The sequence below is a fragment of the Ruegeria marina genome, assembly GCF_900101475.1.
Taxonomy (GTDB): domain Bacteria; phylum Pseudomonadota; class Alphaproteobacteria; order Rhodobacterales; family Rhodobacteraceae; genus Ruegeria_B; species Ruegeria_B marina.
Genome location: NZ_FMZV01000004.1, coordinates 248,190 through 273,254, shown reverse-complemented (window position 1 = coordinate 273,254; position 25,065 = coordinate 248,190). Strand labels below are relative to the sequence as shown.

Annotated in this window: 22 protein-coding genes; 17 read left to right on the top strand and 5 right to left on the bottom strand. The window is 63.0% G+C overall.

Annotated features, from left to right (window positions below; genetic code table 11):
* Positions 1-18 precede the first annotated feature (18 nt).
* From BLT75_RS08050 to BLT75_RS08040, 3 genes are all read left to right on the top strand, one after another.
* Complete coding sequence (locus BLT75_RS08050; RefSeq protein WP_093029562.1) at positions 19-549, top strand: gamma-glutamylcyclotransferase; 531 nt, start codon at positions 19-21, stop codon at positions 547-549.
* 72 nt (positions 550-621) lie between these two features.
* Positions 622-1,803: a biopolymer transporter ExbB gene (locus BLT75_RS08045; protein WP_093029560.1), complete on the top strand. Its 1,182-nt coding sequence runs from the start codon at positions 622-624 to the stop codon at positions 1,801-1,803.
* A gap of 3 nt (positions 1,804-1,806) precedes the next feature.
* Positions 1,807-4,128 carry a peptidoglycan -binding protein gene (locus tag BLT75_RS08040; RefSeq protein ID WP_093029558.1) on the top strand — a complete coding sequence of 774 codons (2,322 nt, stop codon included), beginning with the start codon at positions 1,807-1,809 and terminating at the stop codon, positions 4,126-4,128.
* Between the two features lie 3 nt (positions 4,129-4,131).
* On the opposite strand, the gene BLT75_RS08035 is transcribed toward BLT75_RS08040, so the two are convergent.
* The 3 genes from BLT75_RS08035 to gloB all read right to left on the bottom strand — a co-directional run bounded on the left by BLT75_RS08035 (position 4,132) and on the right by gloB (position 8,359).
* On the bottom strand, positions 4,132-5,091 hold the full coding sequence (locus BLT75_RS08035; RefSeq protein WP_093029556.1) for a M23 family metallopeptidase: 960 nt from the start codon (positions 5,089-5,091) through the stop codon (positions 4,132-4,134).
* Positions 5,091-7,418 (bottom strand): ATP-dependent Clp protease ATP-binding subunit ClpA, encoded by a 2,328-nt coding sequence (gene clpA / locus BLT75_RS08030; RefSeq protein ID WP_093029554.1) that lies wholly within the window; start codon positions 7,416-7,418, stop codon positions 5,091-5,093. The genes BLT75_RS08035 and clpA overlap by 1 nt, the downstream gene beginning before the upstream one ends.
* 173 nt (positions 7,419-7,591) lie before the next feature.
* Positions 7,592-8,359: a hydroxyacylglutathione hydrolase gene (gene gloB, locus BLT75_RS08025; protein WP_093029552.1), complete on the bottom strand. Its 768-nt coding sequence runs from the start codon at positions 8,357-8,359 to the stop codon at positions 7,592-7,594.
* Positions 8,360-8,421: 62 nt separating this feature from the next.
* On the opposite strand from gloB, the gene BLT75_RS08020 reads away from it, so the two are divergent.
* From BLT75_RS08020 to BLT75_RS07990, 7 genes are all read left to right on the top strand, one after another.
* Positions 8,422-9,153, top strand: coding sequence for a class I SAM-dependent methyltransferase (locus tag BLT75_RS08020; RefSeq protein WP_093029550.1), 732 nt, complete (start codon positions 8,422-8,424; stop codon positions 9,151-9,153).
* Between the two features lie 298 nt (positions 9,154-9,451).
* On the top strand, positions 9,452-10,012 hold the full coding sequence (locus BLT75_RS08015; protein ID WP_093029726.1) for a F0F1 ATP synthase subunit delta: 561 nt from the start codon (positions 9,452-9,454) through the stop codon (positions 10,010-10,012).
* Entirely contained in the window at positions 10,013-11,551 is a 1,539-nt protein-coding gene (gene atpA / locus BLT75_RS08010) for a F0F1 ATP synthase subunit alpha (protein WP_093029548.1), read from the top strand.
* 15 nt (positions 11,552-11,566) lie between these two features.
* Complete coding sequence (locus tag BLT75_RS08005) at positions 11,567-12,442, top strand: F0F1 ATP synthase subunit gamma (protein WP_093029546.1); 876 nt, start codon at positions 11,567-11,569, stop codon at positions 12,440-12,442.
* Between the two features lie 19 nt (positions 12,443-12,461).
* Positions 12,462-13,886, top strand: coding sequence for a F0F1 ATP synthase subunit beta (gene atpD / locus BLT75_RS08000; RefSeq protein ID WP_093029544.1), 1,425 nt, complete (start codon positions 12,462-12,464; stop codon positions 13,884-13,886).
* A 12-nt stretch (positions 13,887-13,898) separates the two neighbouring features.
* Positions 13,899-14,309 (top strand): F0F1 ATP synthase subunit epsilon, encoded by a 411-nt coding sequence (locus BLT75_RS07995; protein WP_093029542.1) that lies wholly within the window; start codon positions 13,899-13,901, stop codon positions 14,307-14,309.
* 130 nt (positions 14,310-14,439) lie between these two features.
* On the top strand, positions 14,440-14,790 hold the full coding sequence (locus tag BLT75_RS07990; RefSeq protein ID WP_093029540.1) for an H-type lectin domain-containing protein: 351 nt from the start codon (positions 14,440-14,442) through the stop codon (positions 14,788-14,790).
* A gap of 77 nt (positions 14,791-14,867) precedes the next feature.
* On the opposite strand, the gene BLT75_RS07985 is transcribed toward BLT75_RS07990, so the two are convergent.
* Positions 14,868-15,887, bottom strand: coding sequence for a ribose-phosphate pyrophosphokinase (locus tag BLT75_RS07985; protein ID WP_093029538.1), 1,020 nt, complete (start codon positions 15,885-15,887; stop codon positions 14,868-14,870).
* Between the two features lie 107 nt (positions 15,888-15,994).
* Between BLT75_RS07985 and BLT75_RS07980 the strand changes: the two genes are divergently transcribed.
* From BLT75_RS07980 to BLT75_RS07950, 7 genes are all read left to right on the top strand, one after another.
* On the top strand, positions 15,995-16,597 hold the full coding sequence (locus BLT75_RS07980; protein WP_093029724.1) for a 2-hydroxychromene-2-carboxylate isomerase: 603 nt from the start codon (positions 15,995-15,997) through the stop codon (positions 16,595-16,597).
* Positions 16,598-16,611: 14 nt separating this feature from the next.
* Entirely contained in the window at positions 16,612-17,409 is a 798-nt protein-coding gene (locus BLT75_RS07975; RefSeq protein ID WP_245706416.1) for an alpha/beta fold hydrolase, read from the top strand.
* Between the two features lie 247 nt (positions 17,410-17,656).
* Positions 17,657-19,390, top strand: a complete 1,734-nt coding sequence (locus tag BLT75_RS07970; protein ID WP_093029534.1) for a sensor histidine kinase — start codon at positions 17,657-17,659, stop codon at positions 19,388-19,390.
* The gene (locus BLT75_RS07965; protein ID WP_093029532.1) at positions 19,387-20,616 is read left to right on the top strand and encodes a sigma-54-dependent transcriptional regulator; all 1,230 of its coding nucleotides are present in this window, start codon (positions 19,387-19,389) and stop codon (positions 20,614-20,616) included. The genes BLT75_RS07970 and BLT75_RS07965 overlap by 4 nt, the downstream gene beginning before the upstream one ends.
* Positions 20,617-20,943: 327 nt before the next feature.
* Positions 20,944-21,945, top strand: coding sequence for a DctP family TRAP transporter solute-binding subunit (locus tag BLT75_RS07960; RefSeq protein WP_093029530.1), 1,002 nt, complete (start codon positions 20,944-20,946; stop codon positions 21,943-21,945).
* Between the two features lie 80 nt (positions 21,946-22,025).
* The gene (locus tag BLT75_RS07955; RefSeq protein ID WP_093029722.1) at positions 22,026-22,721 is read left to right on the top strand and encodes a TRAP transporter small permease; all 696 of its coding nucleotides are present in this window, start codon (positions 22,026-22,028) and stop codon (positions 22,719-22,721) included.
* Between the two features lie 4 nt (positions 22,722-22,725).
* Complete coding sequence (locus BLT75_RS07950; RefSeq protein WP_093029528.1) at positions 22,726-24,162, top strand: TRAP transporter large permease; 1,437 nt, start codon at positions 22,726-22,728, stop codon at positions 24,160-24,162.
* Between the two features lie 70 nt (positions 24,163-24,232).
* Here the strand turns inward: BLT75_RS07950 and tpiA are convergent, their stop codons facing one another.
* A complete protein-coding gene (tpiA, locus tag BLT75_RS07945) occupies positions 24,233-24,982 on the bottom strand; it encodes a triose-phosphate isomerase (RefSeq protein ID WP_093029526.1) in 750 nt (249 codons plus the stop codon).
* Positions 24,983-25,065: the final 83 nt, after the last annotated feature.

The window sequence follows — 25,065 nt, the reverse complement described above, 5'->3', positions numbered from 1 at the left end:
CGGGCAAGGACCAGTGCGATGACGATGTGGGTTTTCGGATATGGATCACTGATGTGGAACCCCGGTTTCCCGGTGGCGCGGCGAGAGCTGGCGACGCTTCGGGGCTGGGCGCGTTCGTTTTGTATGACTTCCATCCACCACCGCGGCACCGAGGACAATCCGGGGCTTGTCCTGGCTTTGGACTCTGTGGCCGGAGCGCAGTGCCGGGGAATCGCATTTGCAGTCGAGACCGGGCATGAAGACCGGACGCTTGACGAATTGCGCGAACGCGAACTCATATCCTCGGCCTATGTGGAACGGCTGCTTGACGTGCATCTCGACAGGGGCGAACGCGTGACTGCGGTCACATACGTGATCGACCCTCATCACGTGCAATATTGTGGGGGTATGCCGCTGGAACAACAGGCCCAGATAATCGCAAATGCCGTGGGCGGGCGCGGCCCGAATACCGAGTATCTTTACAACACGGCAGCTCATCTTGCCGAAATCGGCCTCAATGATCCCGATCTTGACTGGCTTTCGGCGCGTGTCAGGCAAATCACGGCATAAACCCTTGGCGTTGCGAACGTCTTTTCGATAGGTTCGAGAGCAAGAGCAGTGACTGGTTCAGGAATTTCGCGCATGGCGCCTCCAGACCGAGAAGCGAGGCCGCAATTCTCGCAACCGATCCGTCAAATCCTGATGATGCTGATCGTCATAGGGCTGTCAGGCTTTGGTACTTTCGTCGCCATGCCACGCGTGCTGCCTGTGTTCGAGGCCAATCCCTATCTGAACGGCTTCATCCTGATGGTTTTCGTCATCGGCGTGGTCACCTGTTTCTGGCAGGTGATCCAGCTGATCGGATCGGTCCGCTGGATCGAGGATTTCGCCGCTGGTCTGGAGCGGGACGGAACGCCGGCGCCGTCCCTGCTGGCGCCCCTGGCCTCGCTCCTGCGGTCGCGCGCGGCACGGATGCAGATTTCCTCGACATCGACCCGTTCCATCCTCGATTCAGTGGCCGAACGGATCGAGGAAGAGCGCGAGATCACCCGTTACATCACCAACGTGTTGATCTACCTGGGGCTTTTGGGAACGTTCTTTGGCCTGGCGACGACGATTCCGGCGGTGGTCGATACCATCCGCAGTCTCAACCCGCAGGAGGGCGAAGAGGGGCTCGCCGTGTTCAACCGGCTGATGACCGGGCTTGAGGCGCAGTTGGGCGGCATGGGCACCGCCTTTGGCTCGTCGCTGCTGGGATTGGCCGGGTCACTGATCGTCGGCTTGCTGGAACTTTTTGCGGGCCACGGACAGAACCGGTTTTATCGCGAACTGGAAGAATGGCTTTCGACGATCACGCGTGTCAGCTTTTCCTCGGGGGAAGAGGGGGGAGCGGAAAGCGGTGTGATCGCTGCGGTGCTCGATACGATGGTCGAGCAGATGGATGCCCTGAAGGCGATGTTTGCCGCGTCCGAAGAGGGGCGAACAGAGATCACCGGACGACTTGGGCAGTTGGCCGATGCCATTTCCGAGATGAACATGCGCGATGCCGAGACCGAAAGCATCACCTCCGCGCTCGACCGGGTGGCGTCGGGGCAGGAAGCCCTGCTTGATCACCTGCGCACCCATGGCCTGCACGAGGGCATCGATGCGGAAAGCCGGATGCGTCTGCGCTCCATCGACGTGCAGATGCTGCGCATTCTCGAAGAGATTTCCGCCGGGCGACAAGAGAGCATGGCCGAATTGCGTACAGATATCGAACTGCTTGCCAAGGCGCTGTCCGGTACGCGCAAACCCGTGCGCGGACCCGCACGGGACGAGGGGTAGACCATGGCCCTGTCGCGGCGCACCGGTCAAAGGTTCCAGGGTTCGGTCTGGCCGGGTTTCGTGGACGCGATGACCGGATTGCTGATGGTTCTGACCTTTGTGCTGACCATCTTCATGGTCGTCCAGTTTGTTCTGCGCGAGACGATCTCGGGACAGGAACACGAACTGGATGCGCTGGCGCAAGAGGTTGGCCGGCTGGCGCAGGCTCTTGGGCTGGAAGAACGCGCCAACAGCCAGTTGCAGGCGCGGCTGGGGGCGCTGAATGCGACGCTGAATGACACCCAGGACGACCTGACACAGGCGCAGGCTCTGATTGCCTCGCTCACCGTCGAGCGGGATCAGCAGCGCGCGGCACTGGACGATGCGGCGACCCGGATCACGGCGTTCGAAGCCCAGGTTGCCGCCCTGCTGGCAGACCGGGACCAGGCGCTTGGCACCGTCGCAACACTTGAGGAGGAGCAGCGCGCCCTGTTGTCCGAGCAGGAGGCGCTGAACCTCGCGCTGGCGCAGGCTCGCAGCGAGATCGACGACCGGGCCGAAGCCGCCCGTCTGGCCGCTGCCCGGCGCGAGGCGCTCGAGGCGATGATCGCCGATCTGCAACGCGAAGGCGATGAGAGCGCGGCGCGGATCGGAGCGCTGGAACAGCAGTTGAGCGAGGAAGAAGCCGCGCGCCTGACCGAAGCGGCGGCGGCAGAGGCGCTGTGGGAGAAACTCAAGGATGCCGATGCCGAGCTGACGGCGATGACACTGGCGCTCGAGGCGCAGCGCAAACAGGCCGAAGACACCCTGACCCTTCTGGCGGCGGCCGATGCGGCCAAGGCGCAGCTGGATGCGAAACTTTCCGAGGTACTTGCCGAAATCGAGGCGGCGCGGGCGCAGCTGCATGAGCGCGATGAACTGGCCGAGCGTTTGGCGCGGGTCCTGGCGCAGATGGAGGTCGCACAATCGGAAAACGAGGCGCGCGTCAACGCCTTGTCGGCGGAATTGGATCGCATCCGCGCCGAAGGCGAACAGACCCGCGCCGACCTTGCCGCTGCCCGTGCCCGCGCGGCCGATACGCAAAGCGCGCTGGAAGCCGCCCTGGCAGAGCAGCGGGCGGCCACGGTCGCCACGCGGACGCAATATCAGGACGAATTGGAGCGGTTGCAGTCCGAACATGCCGCCGCGCGCGCAGCGCTGGAAACAGAACTGGCCGAACTGCAAGCGCGTGCAGACAAGACAAGGACCGCGCTGGAGGAACGGCTGGCGCGCGCCGAGGCCGACGCCGCCGGAACCAAGGCCGCTCTGGAGGCGGAACTGGCGCGGACCCGCACCGATCTGGCCGCAGCCCGTTCCGCGGCCGTTTCGACCGAAGAGGATCGCGCCTCGGTCGAGGCGCGCCTGCTGGCGGCGCTGGAGTCATTGGAACGGGCGCAGGCTACGGCTTCGGACCAGGAGGTTCTGCAACAACGCCTGCTTGCCGCCCTCAATGCGCAGACCGAAGCCGAGGCCAGCGCGGCCGAGCAGCGCACTTTGGCAGAGCAGCGCGCCGATCTGCTGGCACAGGCACGTGCGGCTCTGGGTGAGGAGCAGGCGATTTCGGCCGAGGCGCAGCGACAGACGGCATTGCTGAACCAGCAGGTTGCGGCGCTCAGATCGCAACTGGGCAGCTTGCAGGCGCTGCTCGACGACTACAAGAGCCGTAACGAAGCCGCGCAGGTTCGGGTTCAGACATTGGGACAGGATCTGAACGCGGCCCTGGCGCGGGCGGCATCTGAGGAACGGAAACGGCGCATCCTGGAAGAGGCGGAGCGCAAGCGGCTGGAGGCCGAAGCCATACGTCTGGCCGAGGAAGCAAAGGCGCTCGAGGCGCAGGCCAAGGACCTGGAACAGTATCGCTCGGAGTTTTTCGGCAGGCTGCGCGGGCTGCTGGGGGATCAGGAAGGCGTGCGGATCGAAGGCGACCGTTTCGTGTTCTCGTCCGAGGTCCTGTTCGATCCGGGCAGCGCGGATCTGTCGCCCGAGGGCCAGTCAGAAATTGCAAAGGTGGCGGGCATCCTGCGTTCGGTCGCGGCCGATATTCCGCCCGAGATCGACTGGGTGATCCGGGTCGATGGCCATACCGACAACATTCCCTTGTCGGGGACCGGGAAATATGCCGACAACTGGGAACTCAGCCAGGGCCGGGCTTTGTCAGTTGTGCGCTACATGGTTGATTTCCTGGGCATTCCACCCGACCGGCTTTCGGCCAACGGCTTTGGCGAATACCAGCCGATCAACCCGGCGGACACGCCCGAGGCCCGGGCACAGAACCGCCGGATCGAGCTTAAACTGACCGAGAAGTAATGACTATTTCACAACTACTTGAGTAGCGATCCGGTCGAGTTCCCGGCCCTCGCGCAAGAGTGTGATTTCGCCGTTGTACGCGCCGACAGGCCAGTTGCTGCTTCCGGCCCGACGGCCGGTCGCACGAAAGAGCCGCGCCTGGTCGCGGTCCAGTTTCATGTCCTGCGCCAGAAAGCGGCCACCGGGCCCGTCGATTGTGAGGCGCAGCGTATCGCCTGCACGCCCGCCATATGCCAGGACGAACAGAACGATCGCGGGGGCGTCGGCCGGCAGGTGTTCCGCCGTCACCGTACCGTCCTGGACCGCCTCGTATTCCGGGACATTGTCCGTGAAACCGGCGTCGATCAGGCCGCCTGGTACGTAGGCGATCGTATCCTGCCAGAGGCTGTGCCCGTCCTGACCGCAGGCCGCAAGCGCGCCGGTGTCAAACGGATCCACCACGGCGCCGTCACGCCGGACCGACAGGTGAACATGCGGGAACTGCGCCTTGCCGCTGATCCCGACCTGCCCCAGGACATCGCCGCGTTCGACCCGGTCACCGCGGCGGACCCGGACCGACCCCTGTTTCATGTGGCAATACTGGGTTTCCCAGCCGTCCTCATGCTCCAGCACGACCCCGTTGCCGCATTCGCGACCCGCGACCGCTTCGGCGTTGTCGGGGCCGTAAACGCGGTCCTCGACCCCGTCACGGATGCCGCGCACGACGCCTGGGGCCGAGGCGATCACGTTCACACCGGCTCGCATGGCCTCCAGCGTCGGCACTGCGAAATCGGTGCCCTTGTGGCCGTCATAGCTGAGCCTGCCACAGGCGAAATCGCGTGCGCCTTCGCTGGCGTCGCGGTCGACATATTGCTGGATGTAGCAGGTTTCGCCCAGGGTGCAGTCAATGGGCAGGCCTAGAAGAGGATCGCTCGCCGCGGGCAAGGCGGCGAGCGAAAACAGGGCCGTCAGGCCAAACCGCATCAATCCGCAGTCAGCAGAGGCGGCTTGTCGCCCGAGATGCGCGGCCGGTCCGGCCCGTCGATCTGCAGGACCAATTCGCCCTTCTTGACGCTGACGCGGACGACGCCGCCCTTGGCCAGCTTGCCGAACAGCAATTCTTCGGCCAGCGGCTTCTTGATGTTTTCCTGGATCACGCGCGCCAGCGGGCGGGCGCCCATCTTGTCGTCATATCCCTTGTCCGCCAGCCACTCGGCGGCCTGACGGGTCAGTTCGATATGAACATGACGGTCCATCAGCTGTGCTTCGAGCTGCAGCACGAACTTCTCGACGACCTGCAGGATCACCTCCTTGGGCAGCGGTGCAAACGAGATCACGGCGTCCAGACGGTTGCGGAACTCGGGCGTGAAGGTCCGCTCGATGGCGGCGGTGTCCTCGCCTTCACGCCGGTCACGCCCGAAACCGATGGCGGATTTCGCCTGCTCGGCGGCGCCCGCGTTCGAGGTCATGATCAGCACCACGTTGCGGAAATTCACAGTGCGCCCGTTGTGGTCGGTCAACTGACCGTGGTCCATCACCTGCAGCAGGATGTTGTAGACATCCGGATGCGCCTTTTCGATCTCGTCCAGCAGCAGAACGCAATGCGGATGCTGGTCGACACCGTCGGTCAAAAGGCCGCCCTGGTCAAAACCGACATAGCCCGGCGGGGCGCCGATCAGGCGCGAGACCGCGTGTTTCTCCATGTATTCCGACATGTCGAAGCGCAACAGTTCCACACCCAGCGTATCGGCCAGCTGCTTGGCAACCTCGGTCTTGCCGACGCCTGTGGGGCCCGCGAACAGGTAGTTGCCGATCGGCTTTTCCGGTTCGCGCAGGCCCGCGCGCGCCAGCTTGATGGCGCTTGAAAGCGCTTCGATGGCCTTGTCCTGACCAAAGACAACCCGTTTCAGGCTCGCTTCGAGATCTTTCAGCACCTCGGCATCGTCCTTGGTGACGTTCTTTGGCGGGATGCGGGCGATCTTGGCCACCACGGCTTCGATCTCCTTGACGCCGATGGTCTTGCGGCGCTTGCTTTCCGACAGCAGATGTTGTGCCGCGCCGGCCTCGTCGATCACGTCGATGGCCTTGTCCGGCAACTTGCGGTCGTTGATGTAGCGCGCCGACAGTTCCACTGCCGACTTGATCGCGTCCGCCGTGTAACGGACATCGTGATGTTCTTCGAAATAGGGTTTCAGCCCCTTGAGGATCTTCACGCTGTCCTCGACCGAGGGTTCGTTCACGTCGATCTTCTGGAACCGGCGCGAGAGCGCGCGGTCCTTCTCGAAATGCTGGCGGAACTCCTTGTAGGTGGTCGACCCCATGGTGCGCAGTTTGCCGCCCTGAAGCGCGGGCTTGAGCAGGTTCGACGCATCCATCGCCCCGCCGGAAGTGGCCCCGGCACCAATCACGGTATGGATCTCGTCGATGAACAGCACCGCGTCAGGATGTTCTTCCAACTCGTTGACCACGGCCTTGAGCCGTTCTTCGAAATCGCCGCGATACCGGGTGCCGGCCAGAAGCGCGCCCATGTCCAGCGAATAGATCGTGGTGTTTGCCAGAACCTCGGGGATTTCACCGGCGACGATCTTGCGCGCCAGCCCTTCGGCAATGGCGGTCTTGCCGACGCCCGGATCGCCCACCAGAAGCGGGTTGTTCTTGCGGCGGCGGCACAGCACCTGGATGCAGCGCTCAACTTCCTGGTCGCGGCCGATCAGCGGGTCGATATCGCCTGCGCGCGACTTGGCGTTCAGGTTCACGCAATACTTGGACAATGCGCTTTCCTTCTGCTCGGCCTCGCCCGCAGTTGTCGAACGGCTTTCTTCCTGGCTCCTTTCGGCGCCGGTTACCGGACGGTTCTCTCCATAGGCGGGATCCTTGGCCACGCCATGGGCGATGAAGTTCACCGCGTCATAACGGGTCATGTCCTGTTCCTGCAGGAAATAGGCAGCGTTCGATTCACGCTCGGCAAAGATCGCCACCAGGACATTGGCCCCGGTAACCTCGGTGCGGCCGGAGCTTTGCACATGGATCGCCGCTCGCTGGATTACCCGCTGGAACGCGGCTGTCGGCACCGCCTCGGACCCGTCGATATCGGTCACCAGGTTGGCGAGATCCTCATCGATGAATTCGGTCAGGGTGCTGCGCAATTCCTTCAAATCGACACTGCATGCCTTCATCACCCGCACGGCGTCGGGTTCTTCGAGCAGCGCCAGCAACAGATGCTCCAGCGTTGCGAATTCGTGTCGCCTTTCGTTCGCCGCCGCCAGGGCTGCGTGAATGGCCTGCTCAAGTGTGCTCGAAAATGAAGGCACAGGCGTGCTCCTCTGTCTTGGGTCGGGAGGGGGCGAGTTGCGGTCGGACCCCTCTGCCAACCATGTGCTCATACTATTAGAGTTTGGTTGATGTGAGCGGCGCTTCAAGGGTTTTCTTGATTTTACCACTCACATTTATCGTGATGGGTGGCGCGAATGTTGCAATTGCGGCATCAAAACCTGTCCTTGCGGCCGCGAATTTCAGCGAACACGTTAACGGGGCTTTCTCCTGCCATTCCCAAATGCGCCTGAATGGCCGGGTCCGCTGCCCGCAGAAAAGGGTTGGTCGCCTTTTCCAACCCAAGAAGGCTCGGGACGGTTGGTTTCCCATTCGCCCTGGCAGCATCTATTTCTGCGGCGCGCGTTTTCAAGGCTTCGTTGCCAGGATCTATGGTCAGAGCGAAGCGCGCATTGGATTGGGTGTACTCGTGGCCGCTGCACACGGTGGTATCATCGGGCAGGGCGGCGATTTTCGAGAGCGAGTTCCACATCTGCTCGGCCGTGCCCTCGAACAGGCGGCCGCATCCCAGCGCCATCAGGCTGTCGGCGGTGAAGACGGCCTTGCTTTGGGGCAGGTAGAAAGCCAGATGTCCGACGGTGTGGCCGGAAACGTCAATCACCTCGACCGGTTCTCCGCCGATCTCGAACCTGTCGCCCTCGGTTACTTCCCTGTCGAGGGGGGGTAGACGGTGCGCGTCCGCGGCCGCGCCGATTACCTGTGCAGGGTGGGCGGCCAGGATCTCGGGCAGCGCATCGACGTGGTCCCAGTGGTGATGCGTTAGCAGGACATGGCTCAGTTTCCAGCCGCCCGCGGCCAGTTCCGCCAGTATGGGCCCGGCTTCGGGGGCATCGACGAGCGCGGTTTCGCCGCTGGCCGCATCATGGGCAAGATAGGCATAGTTGTCGCTGAGACAGGGGATGGTGACGATTTCAAGAGGCATGGCCTTTTGCCTTTTTTCGTTGCTAGACTGGCTCAGCCAAACAGATCGGGCGAGCGGCTGCAATGCATCTGGACGTGCAGGACCTGAGGAATTTCTATTATCGAAGCACGCTGGGGCGGGCTGCGCAGGCGGCTGTGCGCGGTCGGCTTCTGGATATATGGCCCGAGGCCCAGGGACAGACGGTTGCGGGTTTCGGCTTTGCCGTGCCGCTTCTGCGCCCCTATCTGGCGGATGCGCGCCGGGTCATCGGGCTTATGCCCGGGCCGCAGGGCGTGATGCCCTGGCCCGCGGGCCTGCCAAATGTTTCGGTCCTGTGCGAGGAAACCCTTTGGCCGGTCGAGACCGGCCATGTGGACAGGCTGGTGGTGATGCATGGGCTTGAGACCTCGGAGCATCCCTCGGCGGTACTGGATGAGTGCTGGCGCGTGCTCGGGCCCGGCGGCAAGGCGATTTTCGTCGTGCCCAATCGGGCCGGACTGTGGTCCCGATCGGACAAGACCCCCTTCGGCTATGGCCGCCCCTATACGCTCGGTCAGTTGGAAACCCAGTTGCGCAAACACCAGTTCCTGCCAGAGTTCCACTGTTCGGCCCTGTACCAGCCACCATCGTTCAAGCGGTTCTGGCTGAAATCGGGTGCGCTGATCGAGCGGACGGGCACACGGCTGCCGACGATAATGGCCGGGGGCGTGTTCATGGTAGAAGTCTCCAAGCGCGTCCATCCGCCTCGCGGCAACGCAACGAAACACGTCGAACGCCCGGCCAAGGCACTCGACGGAATCCTGAAACCCGTCTGAACAGGATCATGCTTCGGATGCAATCGGCCTGCCTGGCCGGTCAGGAATCGGAAAAAACACGGGTTTGCAGGTACAATTTCAACCAGAAGAACGGGCGCAAACGGTCGCACTCTCGTTAACTCTCTGAAAAAACTTGATTTTGCTCAGGGGCCGTTATCGCTATACTATATTGCGACATAAGGAACGCTCTGCTACATCCCCCGTGATTTCGATGCCCCGCCGTTACGGCGGGGTTTCCTCACGCCCCCGGGGCCGCGCACAGGGCGCGTTCGGGGCCAATAATATCGGAAGGGTGGACGTGTCCGAACCAGCTTCGATTTCCGCAGGCATAGCCGCGCGCTATGCCACCGCGATTTTCGAGATCGCGAAAGAGAACAAAGACCTCAAGGGTCTGGAAACCGGTATCAACGATCTGGCGGCTGCCCTCGGCGAAAGCGCCGATCTGCGCAACCTGATCGCCTCGCCGCTGGTCTCGCGTGCCGAACAGGAGGCAGCGATCACCGCGATTGCCAAAAAAATGAAGCTCGGCGCAATGCTGGCAAATTCTCTGGGTCTGATGGCCCAGAAACGCCGCCTTTTCGTGCTGCCGCAGTTGCTCAAGGCGCTCAAGGACGCGCTGGCCGAAGAGCGCGGTGAAGTCACCGCCGACGTCACCTCGGCAAAGGCGCTGACCAAGACCCAGATCGAAAAGCTGACCAAGACGCTGAGCGAACGCGTAGGCAAGTCGGTCACCATCAATGCGACCGTGGATGAATCCCTCATCGGCGGTCTTGTCGTCAAAGTTGGCTCGAAGATGATCGACAGTTCGATCCGCTCCAAGCTCAACTCCCTCCAGAATGCAATGAAAGAGGTCGGATAAATGGGTATCCAAGCTGCAGAAATTTCTGCAATCCTGAAGGACCAGATCAAGAATTTCGGTCAGGAAGCAGAAGTGGCCGAAATCGGCCGGGTGCTGAGCGTCGGCGACGGTATCGCCCGCGTCTACGGCCTCGACAATGTCCAGGCCGGTGAAATGGTCGAATTCCCCGGCGGCATCATGGGCATGGCGCTGAACCTGGAAAGCGACAACGTCGGCGTCGTGATCTTCGGCTCGGACCGGGACATCAAGGAAGGCGACACTGTCAAGCGCACCAACTCGATCGTGGACGTGCCGCAGGGCGACGAACTGCTGGGCCGCGTTGTCGACGGTCTGGGCAACCCGATCGACGGCAAGGGCCCGATCAACGCCAAGCAGCGCGGCATTGCCGACGTCAAGGCGCCGGGCATCATCCCGCGTAAATCCGTGCACGAACCGATGGCGACCGGCCTCAAGGCCGTTGACTCGATGATCCCGATCGGCCGCGGCCAGCGGGAACTGATCATCGGTGACCGTCAGACCGGCAAGACCGCAATCGCGCTCGACACCATCCTGAACCAGAAGTCCTACAACGAAGCCGCCGGCGACGATGAGAGCAAGAAACTCTACTGCGTCTACGTGGCCGTGGGCCAGAAGCGTTCGACCGTCGCCCAGCTGGTCAAGAAGCTGGAAGAAGCCGACGCGCTGAAATATACGATCGTCGTGGCCGCAACCGCGTCCGACCCGGCACCGATGCAGTTCCTTGCACCCTATGCCGCAACCGCGATGGCGGAATATTTCCGCGACAACGGCCGCCATGCTCTGATCATCTACGATGACCTGTCGAAACAGGCCGTGGCCTATCGCCAGATGTCGCTGCTGCTGCGCCGTCCGCCGGGACGTGAAGCCTATCCGGGCGACGTTTTCTATCTCCACTCGCGTCTGCTGGAGCGTTCGGCCAAGCTGAACGAGGACTTCGGCGCCGGTTCGCTGACCGCTCTGCCGGTCATCGAAACCCAGGGCGGCGACGTGTCGGCCTTTATCCCGACCAACGTGATCTCGATCACCGACGGCCAGATCTTCCTGGAAACCGAACTGTTCTACCAGGGCATCCGCCCCGCCGTGAACACCGGTCTGTCGGTGTCGCGCGTGGGCTCCTCGGCCCAGACCAACGCAATGAAGACCGTTGCCGGTCCGGTGAAACTGTCGCTGGCCCAGTATCGCGAAATGGCGGCATTCGCCCAGTTCGGCTCCGACCTTGACGCCGCCACCCAGCAGCTGCTGAACCGCGGTGCGCGCCTGACCGAGTTGATGAAGCAGCCGCAGTATTCGCCGCTGACCAACGCGGAAATCGTCTGCGTGATCTTTGCCGGCACCAACGGTTACCTCGACAAGATCCCGCTGAAGGAAGTTGGCCGCTGGGAAGCGGGGCTGATCTCCCACATGCGCGGCAAGCGGGCAGACATCCTGGAATGGATCACCAAGGAAGATCCGAAGATCAAGGGTGAGGCCGAGGACAAACTCAAGGCAGCGATCGACGAATACGCCGCCACGTTCGCATAAGGAGAGAGTTGGGACATGCCTTCTCTCAAGGACCTTAAAAACAGGATCGAGTCGGTCAAATCGACCCGCAAGATCACCAAAGCCATGCAGATGGTCGCGGCGGCAAAGCTCCGCCGCGCCCAGGACGCTGCCGAGGCGTCGCGCCCCTACGCGGAACGGTTCAATGCCGTGATGGCGGGGCTGGCGGCTTCGGTCGGCGGCAGCGACAGTGCGCCTTTGCTGCTCCGCGGCACGGGCAACGATCAGGTTCACCTTCTGGTCGTCATGACGGCCGAGCGCGGCCTGTGCGGCGGGTTCAACTCGAACATCGCCAAGCTGGCACGCAACAAGGCGAACGAACTGTTGGCCAAGGGCAAGACGGTCAAGATCCTGACCGTCGGCAAGAAGGGCCGCGACTCGATGAAACGTGAATTTGCCGCCAATATGGTAGGGCACGTGGACCTGAGCGGCGTGAAGAGCCTTGGTTATGCCAACGCGCAGGACATTGCGCGCGACATTCTGGGCCGGTTCGACGCCGGAGAGTTCGACGTTGCCACGATCTTCTATTCGAAGTTCGAAAACGTCGTGTCCCAGATCCCGACCGCGCAGCAGATCATCCCTGCCGCCTTTGAAACTGAAGGCGCGGCAGAGGGTGTTGCCCTGTTCGACTACGAGCCCAGCGAAGAGGCCATTCTGGCCGACCTGCTGCCGCGTGGCGTGGCGACGCAGATCTTCTCGGCCTTGCTGGAAAACGGCGCCTCGGAACAGGGCGCCCGGATGTCGGCGATGGACAACGCGACCCGCAACGCGGGCGAGATGATCGACAAGCTGACCATCCAGTTCAACCGCTCGCGTCAGGCCGTCATCACCAACGAACTGATCGAAATCATTTCCGGCGCCGAGGCGCTGTAAGACTATCCGGAGACGAAACATGGCGAACGCAAAAGGCAAAGTCACGCAGATCATCGGGGCCGTCGTCGACGTCCAGTTCGATGACGCACTGCCTGAAATTCTGAACGCGCTGGAAACCGAAAACAACGGCAAGCGCCTGGTACTCGAAGTGGCCCAGCACCTGGGCGAGAACACCGTCCGCACCATCGCGATGGACGCGACCGAAGGTCTGGTCCGCGGCGCGGTCGTGACCGACACCGGTGGCCCGATCTCGGTGCCGGTCGGCACGGCGACCCTGGGCCGCATCCTGAACGTGATCGGCGAGCCGGTGGACGAAAAGGGCCCGGTCAACGCGACCGAGACCCGCGCCATCCACCAGCCCGCGCCCGAGTTCGAGGAACAGTCGACCGCGACCGACATCCTGGTCACCGGCATCAAGGTCATCGACCTGCTGGCTCCCTATTCCAAGGGCGGAAAGATCGGCCTGTTCGGCGGCGCCGGCGTGGGCAAGACCGTTCTCATCATGGAACTGATCAACAACATTGCAAAAGTGCACTCGGGCTTCTCGGTGTTCGCCGGTGTGGGTGAACGGACCCGTGAGGGTAACGACCTCTACCACGAGATGATCGAATCGAACGTTATCAAGCCGGATAACCTGGAAGAATCGCAGGTGGCGCTTGTCTACGGTCAGATGAACGAGCCTCCGGGAGCCCGTGCCCGCGTCGCGCTGACCGGTCTGACGCTGGCCGAACAGTTCCGTGATGCCTCGGGCACCGACGTTCTGTTCTTCGTCGACAACATCTTCCGCTTCACCCAGGCAGGGTCCGAGGTGTCGGCGCTTCTGGGCCGTATTCCTTCGGCCGTGGGCTACCAGCCGACGCTGGCCACCGACATGGGCGCGATGCAGGAACGCATCACCTCGACCAAGTCCGGCTCGATCACCTCGATCCAGGCCGTGTACGTTCCTGCGGACGACCTTACCGACCCCGCGCCTGCAACCACCTTCGCGCACCTCGACGCAACCACGGTTCTGTCGCGTGCGATCTCGGAACTGGGTATCTACCCGGCCGTTGACCCGCTCGACTCCTCGTCGCGGATCCTCGACCCGCAGGTTGTCGGTGAAGAGCACTACCAGGTTGCCCGTGACGTTCAGGGTATCCTCCAGCGCTACAAGTCGCTGCAGGACATCATCGCCATCCTCGGCATGGACGAACTGTCGGAAGAGGACAAGCTGACCGTGGCCCGCGCCCGGAAGATCCAGCGTTTCCTCAGCCAGCCCTTCGACGTTGCGAAAGTGTTCACCGGCTCGGACGGTGTGCAGGTTCCGCTGGAAGACACGATCTCGTCGTTCAAGGCGGTTGTGGCCGGTGAATACGACCACCTGCCCGAAGCTGCCTTCTACATGGTCGGCGGCATCGACGAAGTGATCGCCAAAGCCGAGCGTATGGCCGCCGCAGCTGCCTAAGGAGTAACCCTGATGGCAAACACCATGCAATTCGACCTCGTCAGCCCGGAGCGCCGCCTCGCGTCGCTCCAGGTGACTGCGGTCCAGATTCCCGGCGCGGACGGGGACATGACGGCAATGCCCGATCATGCCCCGACGATCACCACGTTGCGTCCCGGTATCCTCAAGGTCGAAGGGCCCGAAGGTTCCAGCGAATACCTGGTGACGGGCGGATTTGCCCAGATCAGTGCCGACGCTCTGTCGGTGCTGGCCGAAAAGGCGATCCCGGTGACCGAAATGACGCGTGCGCATCTGGATGAACTGATCGCCGAGGCCCGTGCCTCGCACGATGCAGCCAAGTCACAGGAACAGCACAGCCTGGTCGACGATGCAGCGAAACTCCTGGCCGACATGGAGGCCCTGGGCACCCATATGGGTCTGTGATCCGTTCCACCGGAGCCAATCAATCATGACAAGGCCAGCCGTTGACCGGCTGGCCTTTTTTGTGTCTTGTTTTGATCAGATTACTCTTTGATATTTCTCAACTGTCTGTCGTTGTCCCGGATCTTGGCCCATGAAGATGTTCTCCTCCCACCGCGTCGCTATTCAGCAAGGTGATGTTGCGATGTTCTCGGACTACGAGAACGGAGGAGACATGTGGACCGGATCGGGTAACCGGGAACGCAGACACGCTGTCAGCTTCGGCCAGGAGTTCCGTTCGGAACCCGCCGTGGTGGTGGGAATTTCCCTGTGGGACGTCGATACCGGAGCTGCGGTGCGGGCGGAAGTGAAAGCGGAGAACATCACCCAAAATGGGTTCGATATCGTCTTTCGAACCTGGGCTGATACGCGTGTCGCCCGGTTGCGTGTCGGTTGGACTGCGATCGGTGACGTTGCCCATGAAGATGACTGGGACGTGATCTAGGCACGACGCCCAAGAAAATTCGTCGAATTTTCTTGGGCCAAGGGTCTGTGGTCAGGGCTCTGAAACAGTCAGGCGGCTCAATCCATGTGATACAGCGACTCGTAGATCGGCCGCAGTGTCTTGTCTTCGAACAGCGATGAGACCGAGGTGCCGTTCCAGATATTCAGGATCGCCTGGGTGAAGATCGGTGCTGTCGGCACCACGCGGATGTTCGGCGCTTTCAGAATCTCCGGCGTCGGCTGAATCGTATCGGTGATGACGAGCGACTTCATCACGGAATTGGTGACACGGTCTACTGCCGGGCCGCTCATCACGCCATGGGAAATGTACGAATGTACTTCCTTCGCGCCATTGTCCAGCAGGACCTGCGCGGCCTTGCACAGCGTGCCGGCGGTATCGCAGATGTCATCGACGATCAGACAGATCTTGTCGGTCACATCTCCGATCACGGTCATCTCGGCCACTTCGCCCGGCTTTTCGCGGCGCTTGTCGACGATCGACAGCGGCGCATTGATCCGCTTGGCCAGTTCTCGTGCCCGTGCGACGCCGCCCACATCCGGAGAGACCACCATCAGGTCGGCCATCCGGTCCTTGAAATTCGTCCGAACATCCAGTGCAAAAACTGGCGAGGCATAGAGGTTGTCCACCGGGATGTCGAAGAATCCCTGAATCTGGGCCGCGTGCAGATCCATGGTCAGGATCCGCTCGATCCCGGCTCCGGTCAGCATGTTGGCGACCAGCTTTGCGCTGATCGGGGTACGTGCCTTGGTCCGCCGGTCCTGCCGGGCATAGCCGAAATAGGGAATCACCGCCGTGATCCGCGCCGCCGAGGATCGGCGAAGCGCGTCCGCGATGATCAGCAGTTCCATCAGGTTGTCATTGGCGGGGTTCGAGGTCGGCTGGATGATGAACATGTCCTCGCCGCGGACGTTCTCGAAGACCTCGACGAATATCTCGCCGTCGTTGAACCGCTCGACCCGCGCGTTGACCAATCCCTGGTCCACGCCGCGATACAGGCTCATACGGCGGGCTATGGATTGTGCGAGCGGAAGATTGGCGTTCCCAGAGATAAGCTTGGGTTCGGTGAAGGACGGCATGACTGTTTTCCCCAGGCAGCACTGTCTGTTGTGACAGATTCGTGATGTTGACACCGCTTACCATGGGCGTACCGTCCAGCAAAGGTAACGCTGCGGAGAAAGTGAACATGGCTGATATCGACTACTATTTTTCGACATTGTCGCCTTTTTCCTACCTGGCTGGCACACGGTTGGAGGAGATTTCGGCAAGGCATGGCGCAAGTATCGCCTACAAACCGGTCGATATCCTGGCGTTGTTCTCGCGCACGGGGGGCGTGCCACCCAAGGACCGGCACCCGTCGCGCATCGAATACCGGGCCCAGGAATTGCAGCGTCAGGCCCGCAAGACCGGTTTGGCCTTCAACCTGAAACCTGCGCATTGGCCGACGAACGCGGCGCCTTCCTCCTATGCGATCATCGCGGCAGTTCGGGATGGTGGCGGCGACGTTGGCGCTTTGTGCCATTCGATCCTGCGCGCCTGTTGGGCCGAGGATCGTGACATCGCCCAGGACGATGTCATCCGCGATTGCCTGGAGCGCGCCGGGTTCGATCCCGGCCTCGCCGACAGCGGGTTGCTCGTCGGGGCGGAGACCTATGCCGCCAATCTGGAAGAGGCTGTCGACCGCGGCGTCTTCGGTGCTCCGTTCTACATCACACGGGATGGGCAGAGGTTCTGGGGGCAGGATCGGCTGGGCGATCTCGATGCGCATCTGGCGGAGATCAAGGGGTGAGGGATATCGCCTCCTTGCCTCAGCCCGTCCATGTCAGCACCTTCGGCCATGGGCCTCGGCAGGTATTGGCGCTGCATTGCACCATTGCCCATTCCGGCGCGTGGAAGGGATTGGCGCGTATTCTGGGGGACGAGGCCCGCTTCACCGCGCCCGACATGCTCAGCCACGGGCGTAGCCCGGACTGGGACGGGCAGGGATGCTTTCAGGACCGTATCCTGCAAAACGCGGAAGCCTGTCTGGACACCCGCAGCGATGTTATCGGTCATTCCTTCGGGGCTACGGTCGCCTTGCGGCTGGCGGTGGAGCACCCGGATCGTGTGCGCAGCCTGACCATGGTCGAACCGGTGTTCTTTGCCGTGGCCTGTCAGGATGCGCCCGAGTTGATAGAACAGCATGGCCGGGACGCAAAACCCTATATCACCGCGCTTGAAAGTGGGGACAAGGCTTTGGCCGCGCGGCTCTTCAACCGGATGTGGAGCACTGCCGACAGCCCGCGCTGGCCGGACCTCCCCGAAGCGACAAGGGCAGCCATGATCCGTGGCATCCACATTGTGCCAACCGTCGACAACGCCCTGTTCGAGGATAGCGCCGGGCTTCTGCGCCCCGGTATCCTGGATCGGGTGACAATGCCGGTCCTTCTGTTGCGCGGCGCCCTTTCGCATCCGGTCATGACAGCGATCTCGCAGGGTCTCGTGCGGCGCCTGCCGGAAGCCCGCGAAGCCGTGATCGACGGCGCCGGCCACATGTTGCCGATCACTCACCCCGAAGAGACGGCGCAGCAGATCCGCAGCCTCTGGGCGCGCGCCGGCTGAAGCGATCCTTCATCTTTTGAACAGGATGAAGAGGCGGTTCAACCCGTACATATACGGAGTGCAAGTGGGCCCTGGAAGTCGTAGCGCTCGGGCGCAAGCCATTCGGGCCCGGTGACGGTTGCAAGCAAGTCCAGACGCGGTTGCCCGGCGGGTCCGGGACGAAATCCGGGTCGGTGGCCTGTTGGCGCGGCGTGTTCACGGCACTGCCCCCTTGCCTTGGCCGCCTGCGGATGCAAGACCCTAGGACATGCGGCGTTGGTGGATCATCTTGGGATTTCTGGCGGCGGTCGGCCTGATGGCGACCGGAGTCTGGTCCTATGGGCTGCGCCAGGCACTGGGGCAGCTTGCGCAGCGGGCCGAGGCCGACCTGGAGCTTGCCACCGACCGGTTGACCGCGCAGTTGCAGCGGTATCAGGAAACCGCTGTGCTTCTGGCCGATCATCCGGCTCTGGACAAACTCGACACCGAAGAGGGGCAACGTCAGGCTCAGGCGCTGTTTCTCGACATCGCGGACAAGACATCGGCGCTGGAGATCCTCTATGCCGATACCCGTGGCGCGGTGCTGGTGTCGGCGCGGGGAACATTGTTCGGAGATGTTTCGGCAACCGGCTATTTCCGGCGGGCGATGCATGGCGCCCTGGGCAGCGAACACGGCGTTCAGCATCCGCTGGATCAGCGCGCCTTCTACTATGCCGCGCCTGCGTTCGGACTTGGCGGCAAGGTGCGCGGCGCATTGGTCGTGGCAGTGGATATCGCGCATCTGGAATGGGATTGGCGTGGGAATACGCCGGCGGTTTTCTTTACGGATTCGTCCGGGCAAGTCTTCATCTCGAACCGCAACGAACTGTTGTGGTGGACCCGGCCTGCTGGCGAACCCGGCCTGGTGCCGGCCAAGGGTCCGTCACGTCCGTTCCGGGCACGATGGATGGCGGAATACGAGATCTGGCACCTGGACTGGGGACCCTACCTGCCGCAGCGGGCATTGCATCTGACCCGCGACCTGCCGGTGATCGGCATGACGGGCGAGGTGCTGGTCGATATCACGCCGGCGCGCCGGATCGCGGGGTTGCAGGCGGCGGCGGTGGCGGCGATCTGCCTGGCCTTCGGGGCGATGCTGTATCTTGCGACCGAACGGCGCCGGACCCTGGCCGAGGCCAACCAGGTGCTGGAAAGCCGGGTGGCGCAACGGACGCGGGCGTTGACGGCGGTCAACAGTGCGCTCCGGCGCGAGGTGGCCGAGCGGCAGGAGGCGGAAGCGGCGCTGAAACGGGCACAGGCGGAACTGGTGCAGGCCGGCAAGTTGAGCGCGCTAGGGCAGATGTCGGCGGGTATCAGCCACGAGTTGAACCAGCCGCTGATGGCGATCCGCCAGTTCGCCGACAACGGTGCGGCCTTTCTTGCGCGCGGGCAGGCGGACAAGGCGGGCGAGAACCTCGGCCGGATCTCCGACATGGCGGCGCGGATGGCGCGGATTATCAAGAACCTGCGCGCCTTTGCCCGCAACGAGAGCGAGCCGATGAACCGGGTCGATCTGGCGCAGGTGATCGCCACCGCGATCGAACTGACCGAAACGCGGATCGCAGCGGAGGGGATCGTGATGGACTGGCAGCCGCCGGACAGCCCGGCGCTGGCCTGGGGCGGCGAGGTGCGGCTGGTGCAGGTGTTCGTCAACCTGATCACCAACGCCGCCGACGCCATGTCCGGGACCGATGACCGGCGTATCTGCATCCGCGTGAACGAGGGCACGCGGTTGTCGGTCACCGTGTCCGACACGGGACCGGGGATTGCCGACCCAGAGAAGATCTTCGAGCCTTTCTATTCCACCAAGACGGTCGCAAGCTCCGAGGGGATGGGATTGGGCCTGTCGATCTCCTATGGGCTGGTGCAGAGTTTCGGCGGCAATATCCGGGGCGAGAACACGGGCGAGGGGGCGACCTTTACCGTGGAACTGGAGCGATACAGAGAGGATGAGGCGGCATGATCCGCAAGGTTCTGTTGGTCGATGACGACGCCGCCGTGCGCGAGGCGCTGAGCCAGACGCTGGAACTGGCCGATTACGAGGCGGTGACCGCGGGCTCCTTCGTGGCGGCCAAGGACCATATCACGCCCCGTTTCGAGGGCGTCATCGTTTCCGACATCCGGATGCCCGGGCGGGACGGGTTTCACCTGCTGAACTATGCGCGCGAGACCGACCCCGAGCTGCCGGTGATCCTGCTGACCGGCGAGGGCGACATCCCGATGGCGGTCAAGGCGATGGGCGAGGGGGCCTATGATTTCCTGGAAAAACCCTGTGCCGCTGCCGATCTGCTGGCGGTGATCGGGCGCGGCATCGGGGCGCGGGCGCAGGTGCTGGAGACCCGCGCGCTGAAACGGCAGCTGGAGCGCGGCGACCCTGCGGCGCGGCTCCTGTTCGGCGCCTCGCCGCAAGCCGAGGCGCTGCGCGAGCGGGTGCGGGCAGTGGCCCCGACGCTGGCCGAGGTGCTGGTGACCGGGCCTGCGGGCAGCGGTATCTCGAAAGTGGCCGAGGTCATCCACCTGATGTCGCCGCGCGCGCAGGGGCCGTTCCTGAAACGGCCTGCGGCGGGGCTGGACGCGGCGGAGTTCACCCGGCTGTGCAAGGACGCGGCCGAAGGATCGGTATTTCTGGACGAGGTCTCGGCCCTGTCGCAGGCGGCGCAATATGCGGCGCTGGAGCAGATCGAACAGGGCAGGGGGGCCAGGCTCCTGGCCGGGACAACGGCCGACCTTGCGGCGCTGGTCGAGCAGGAGCGATTCAACGCCGACCTGTTTTATCGTCTCGAAGGGATGCGGGTGCGGATCCCATCGCTGGCCGAGCGTCCCGAGGATATCCCGGTGATTTTCCGCCACTATGTCGTACAGGCGGCAGAACAGGCGGGCATCCCGGTGCCCGAGGTGACGCCCGACCATCTGGCGGCGCTGATGACGCAAAGCTGGCCCGGCAATGCGCGTTCGCTGATGTCGGCGGCGATGCGCTTCGTGCTGGGAATGCCCGAAGATGTGGCTGTAGCCGCCGAACTTGGGCTGAGCGAGCAGATGGCGCGTGTCGAACGGTCACTGCTGATCGCGGCGCTGGGTCGTCATAACGGTCACGCCTCGGAGACCGCGCAGGCGCTGAAACTGCCGCGCAAGACATTCTACGACAAGCTCGCGCGCTATGGCATCAAGCCCGAGACCTATCGGCGTTGACGGCTTGAAAAGGCTGGCCTGAGAAAATTCGACGAATTTTCTCGGACCGGCCGGAAACGGCGTGAGGCGATTCGCGTCACATGTGTGGAAATCCGCACAACGGCGTTCCGGGTTGTGTGGTTTCTTGCACAAGGGCTGCTCCGAATCTGATGATTCTACAAGTTATTTTTTGTTAAATTATTGAAATATAAACATTAAAACGAATCATTTGGCTTTGCGTGACTATCTGTTGAGCACGGCTCAGCGAATCGCTTCACTGCGCGGCATGCGGCACCTTGAGGGAGGTGCCCAGAGGAGCATCACCAAGAATTTCGGGAGGAGACCGATATGAAATTCCTGACCACCGCTGCAACCGCGCTGGCGCTGACCGTGACCGCAGGGGCCGCTCTGGCCAGCTGCGAGGATGGCGAGATCGTCGTCAAGTTTGCGCATGTGACCAATACCGACAAGCACCCCAAGGGGATTGCAGCCTCGCTGCTGGCCGAGCGCGTGAATTCGGAAATGAACGGCAAGATGTGCATGGAGATCTACCCGAACTCCACGCTCTACAATGACGACCAGGTGCTCGAGGCGATGCTGCAGGGCAACGTCCAGCTGGCGGCGCCGTCGCTGTCGAAATTCGAGACCTTCACCAAGCAGTTCCAGATCTTCGATCTGCCCTTCATGTTCAAGGACATCGCGGCGGTCGACGCCTTCCAGAAGTCGGAAACCGGCCAGGCGATGAAGGAATCGATGGTGCGCCGAGGCCTGCTGGGACTGGAGTTCTGGCACAACGGCATGAAGCAGATGTCGGCCAAGAAGCCGCTGCTGACCCCCGAGGACGCCAAGGGCCTGAAGTTCCGTGTGCAGCCTTCGGACGTGATCGTGGCGCAGATGGAAGCTCTGGGCGCCAGCCCGCAGCCGATGGCCTTCTCCGAGGTTTATGGCGCGCTTCAGACCGGCGTTGTCGACGGGCAGGAGAACACCTGGTCCAACATCTACGGCCAGAAGTTCTTCGAGGTGCAGGACGGCATCACCGAGACCAACCACGGCATCATCGACTATCTGGTGGTGACCTCGGTCGACTGGATCGACAGCCTGGACCCGGCCGTGCGCGAGCAGTTCACCACCATTCTGAGCGAAGTAACCGATGCGCGTAACGCCGCCGTGGGTGACGTGGACGCGGCCGCCCGCCAGTCGGTGCTGGATGCCGGCGGCGTGATCCGCGAACTGACGCCGGAACAGCGCCAGATGTGGGTCGATGCGATGAAGCCGGTCTGGCAGAAGTTCGAGGACGGTATCGGCGCCGACAACATCGCCAAGGCGCAAGAGTTCAACAACGCCAGCTGACGAGCCTGGCAGGGCGGCCCGAAACCGGGCCGCCCGTTTCCTGTCCAGTTGGACATCATCCAATCTTTCGGAGAATGATCATGTCTCGTCCGTCGCATGACGTGACCGGCCAGTCGGAGTCCGCCTTCGGTCGCGTGATTAACAATATCGAGGAGACCGCCATCGCCGTCATCCTCGGCCTGATGACCCTGCTTACCTTCATCAACGTGGTTCTGCGCTATGTCTTCAACAGCTCGCTGATCTGGGGGCTTGAGGTGGTGCTGATCCTGTTCGCCTGGCTGGTGGTCTTCGGGGTCAGCTACTGTGTGAAGGTGACGGCCCATCTGGGGGTCGACGTGGTCATCAACCTGCTCAACCCCGGCGGCCGCAAGATGATGGCGCTGGTGTCGGGCCTGTGCTGCATCCTCTATGGCATCATGCTGTTCAAGGGCTCGTGGGACTATTGGGCGCCCTTTGCCGCGCTGCAGCCGACCGAGGGGCGCTGGTTCCCGCTGGGCTTTACCGAAGGGGTGCGCGACCGGGCCTTCTATGTCACCGACCAGGTGCCGATGCTGGAAATCTTCCGCTGGTTGGAGCCGCTGATCAACTACGGCGAGGAATACGAAAAACTGCCGCGGGTGATCCCCTATGTCATCCTGCCGGTCGGCTCGGCGCTGCTGCTGTTCCGCTTCGTGCAGGCCACGCTGGGCGTACTGCGCGGATCCCGCGAAAGCCTGATCGTGAGCCACGAGGCCGAAGACGCGGTGGCCGAAGCCGCCGCCCTGAACAAGGACTGATCCGATGGATGTCGTCATTCTCTTCACGATGGTCGTGGGCTTTCTGCTGATCGGCGTGCCGATCGCGGTGTCGCTTGGCCTCAGCTCTATCATCTTCCTGCTGGCCTTCTCGGACACCTCGTTGGCCTCGATCGCGCAGAGCTTTTACCAGGCGATGGCGGGGCACTATACGCTTCTGGCGATTCCGTTCTTCATCCTGGCCTCCAGTTTCATGTCCACCGGCGGCGTGGCCAAGCGGATCATCCGCTTCTCCATCGCCTGTGTCGGGCACCTGCGCGGCGGGCTGGCGATTGCGGGCGTCTTTGCCTGTATGCTGTTCGCGGCGCTGTCGGGCTCGTCGCCCGCGACCGTGGTCGCCATCGGCACAATCGTCATCGCGGCGATGCGGCAGGCGGGTTATACCCGTGATTTCGCCGCCGGGGTGATCTGCAACGCGGGCACGCTGGGCATCCTGATCCCGCCGTCCATCGTGATGGTGGTCTATGCCTCGGCCACCGATGTCAGCGTCGGCCGGATGTTCCTGGCGGGCGTCATTCCGGGTATTATGGCGGGCCTGATGCTGATGATCACCATCTATGTGATGGCGGTGATGCGCGGCATGCCCAAGGGCGAGTGGCAGGGCTGGGGCGAGGTTGGCGCCTCGTTCCGGGACGCGTTCTGGGGGCTGATGCTGATCGTGATCATCATGGTCGGGATCTATGGCATTCCGGGGATCACGGGGGCGATCTTTACGCCTACCGAGGCGGCGGCGGTGGCCTCGATCTATGCCTTCATAATCGCCATGTTCGTCTATCGTGACATCGGTCCGCTGCGTCCCCGCGAGGCGCGCAGCCTCTCGGCGGCCGCCGTCACCGACGGCTCGGCCGAGCCCCGGCCCCTGTCCCTGCTGGACAAGCCGCAGGCGCTGATCACCGCCTTCTTTCACCACGATACCAAGCATACGCTGTTCGAGGCGGGCAAGCTGACCATCACGCTGATGTTCATCATCGCCAACGCGCTGATCCTCAAACATGTGCTGACCGACGAGCAGATCCCGCAGCATATCGCAGGCGCGATGCTGGACGCCGGTTTCGGCCCGGTGATGTTCCTGGTGATCGTGAACGTGATCCTGCTGATCGGCGGTCAGTTCATGGAGCCCTCGGGCCTCATTGTGATCGTGGCGCCGCTGGTGTTCCCGATCGCCATCGAGCTGGGTATCGACCCGATCCATCTGGGCATCATCATGGTGGTGAACATGGAAATCGGGATGATCACGCCGCCGGTAGGCCTGAACCTCTTCGTCACTTCGGGCGTGGCGGGCATGCCGATGATGTCGGTGGTGCGCGCGGCGCTTCCCTTCCTGGCGGTGCTCTTCGTCTTCCTGATCATGGTGACGTATATTCCGCCGCTGTCGACCTTCCTGCCCAATTCGCTGATGGGGCCGGAGATCATCATCAGGTAGCGGCGCGAACAGACAAAAGAAAACGCCGGGCGGGGAAACCTGCCCGGCGTCTTGCGTTGCGGTCCGTGGATCAAGCGTTTTCCAGCGCCTTGACGATGGGCGAGAAATCGGCGGCAACCAGGCTGGCGCCACCGACCAGTGCCCCGTCCACGTTGGGGACGGCAAATATCTCGGCGGCGTTTGCGGGTTTGACCGAACCGCCATAAAGCAGGCGGATGGCATGGCCGGTCTCGGAGCCGTAACGGCCCAGCAGTTGGGCACGCAGTGCTTCGTGCACTTCGGCGATCTGTTCGAGCGTCGGAACCTTTCCGGTACCAATGGCCCAGACCGGTTCATAGGCCACGACGACCTCGTTGCCCGTGATCCCGTCGGGCAGCGATCCGGCCAGCTGGCCGCTGACGATCTCCAGCGTCCGGCCCGCCTCGCGCTGGTGCAGTGTCTCGCCGATGCAGACCACGGCGACAAGGCCGGCGTCGATCGCGGCGCGGGTCTTGGCGCATATCCGGGCGTCGGTCTCGCCATGGTCGGCGCGGCGTTCGGAGTGGCCGAGGATCACGGCGCTGGCGCCGGCATCGGCCAGCATGGCGGCGCTGATGTCGCCGGTGTGCGCGCCCGAGGGCTCGGCATGGCAATCCTGCCCGCCAAGGGCCACGGCGGAGCCAGAAAGAGTGTCGGCCGCGCGCGACAGCAGGGTGGCGGGTGGACAGATCAGGATATCGACGGCGGGGTCGGGATGGGCATTTGCTATGGCCTTGAGCGCCTCCAGCGCGGCGCCGGTGCCGTTCATCTTCCAGTTGCCTGCCGCCAGTTTCCGCCGCATTCCTGCCTCCTGCCCATCAATTGTTCAACCACCCCACCGGATAGCACCGGCATGACGGCAAGACAATCTGGCGGGGGCAAAAG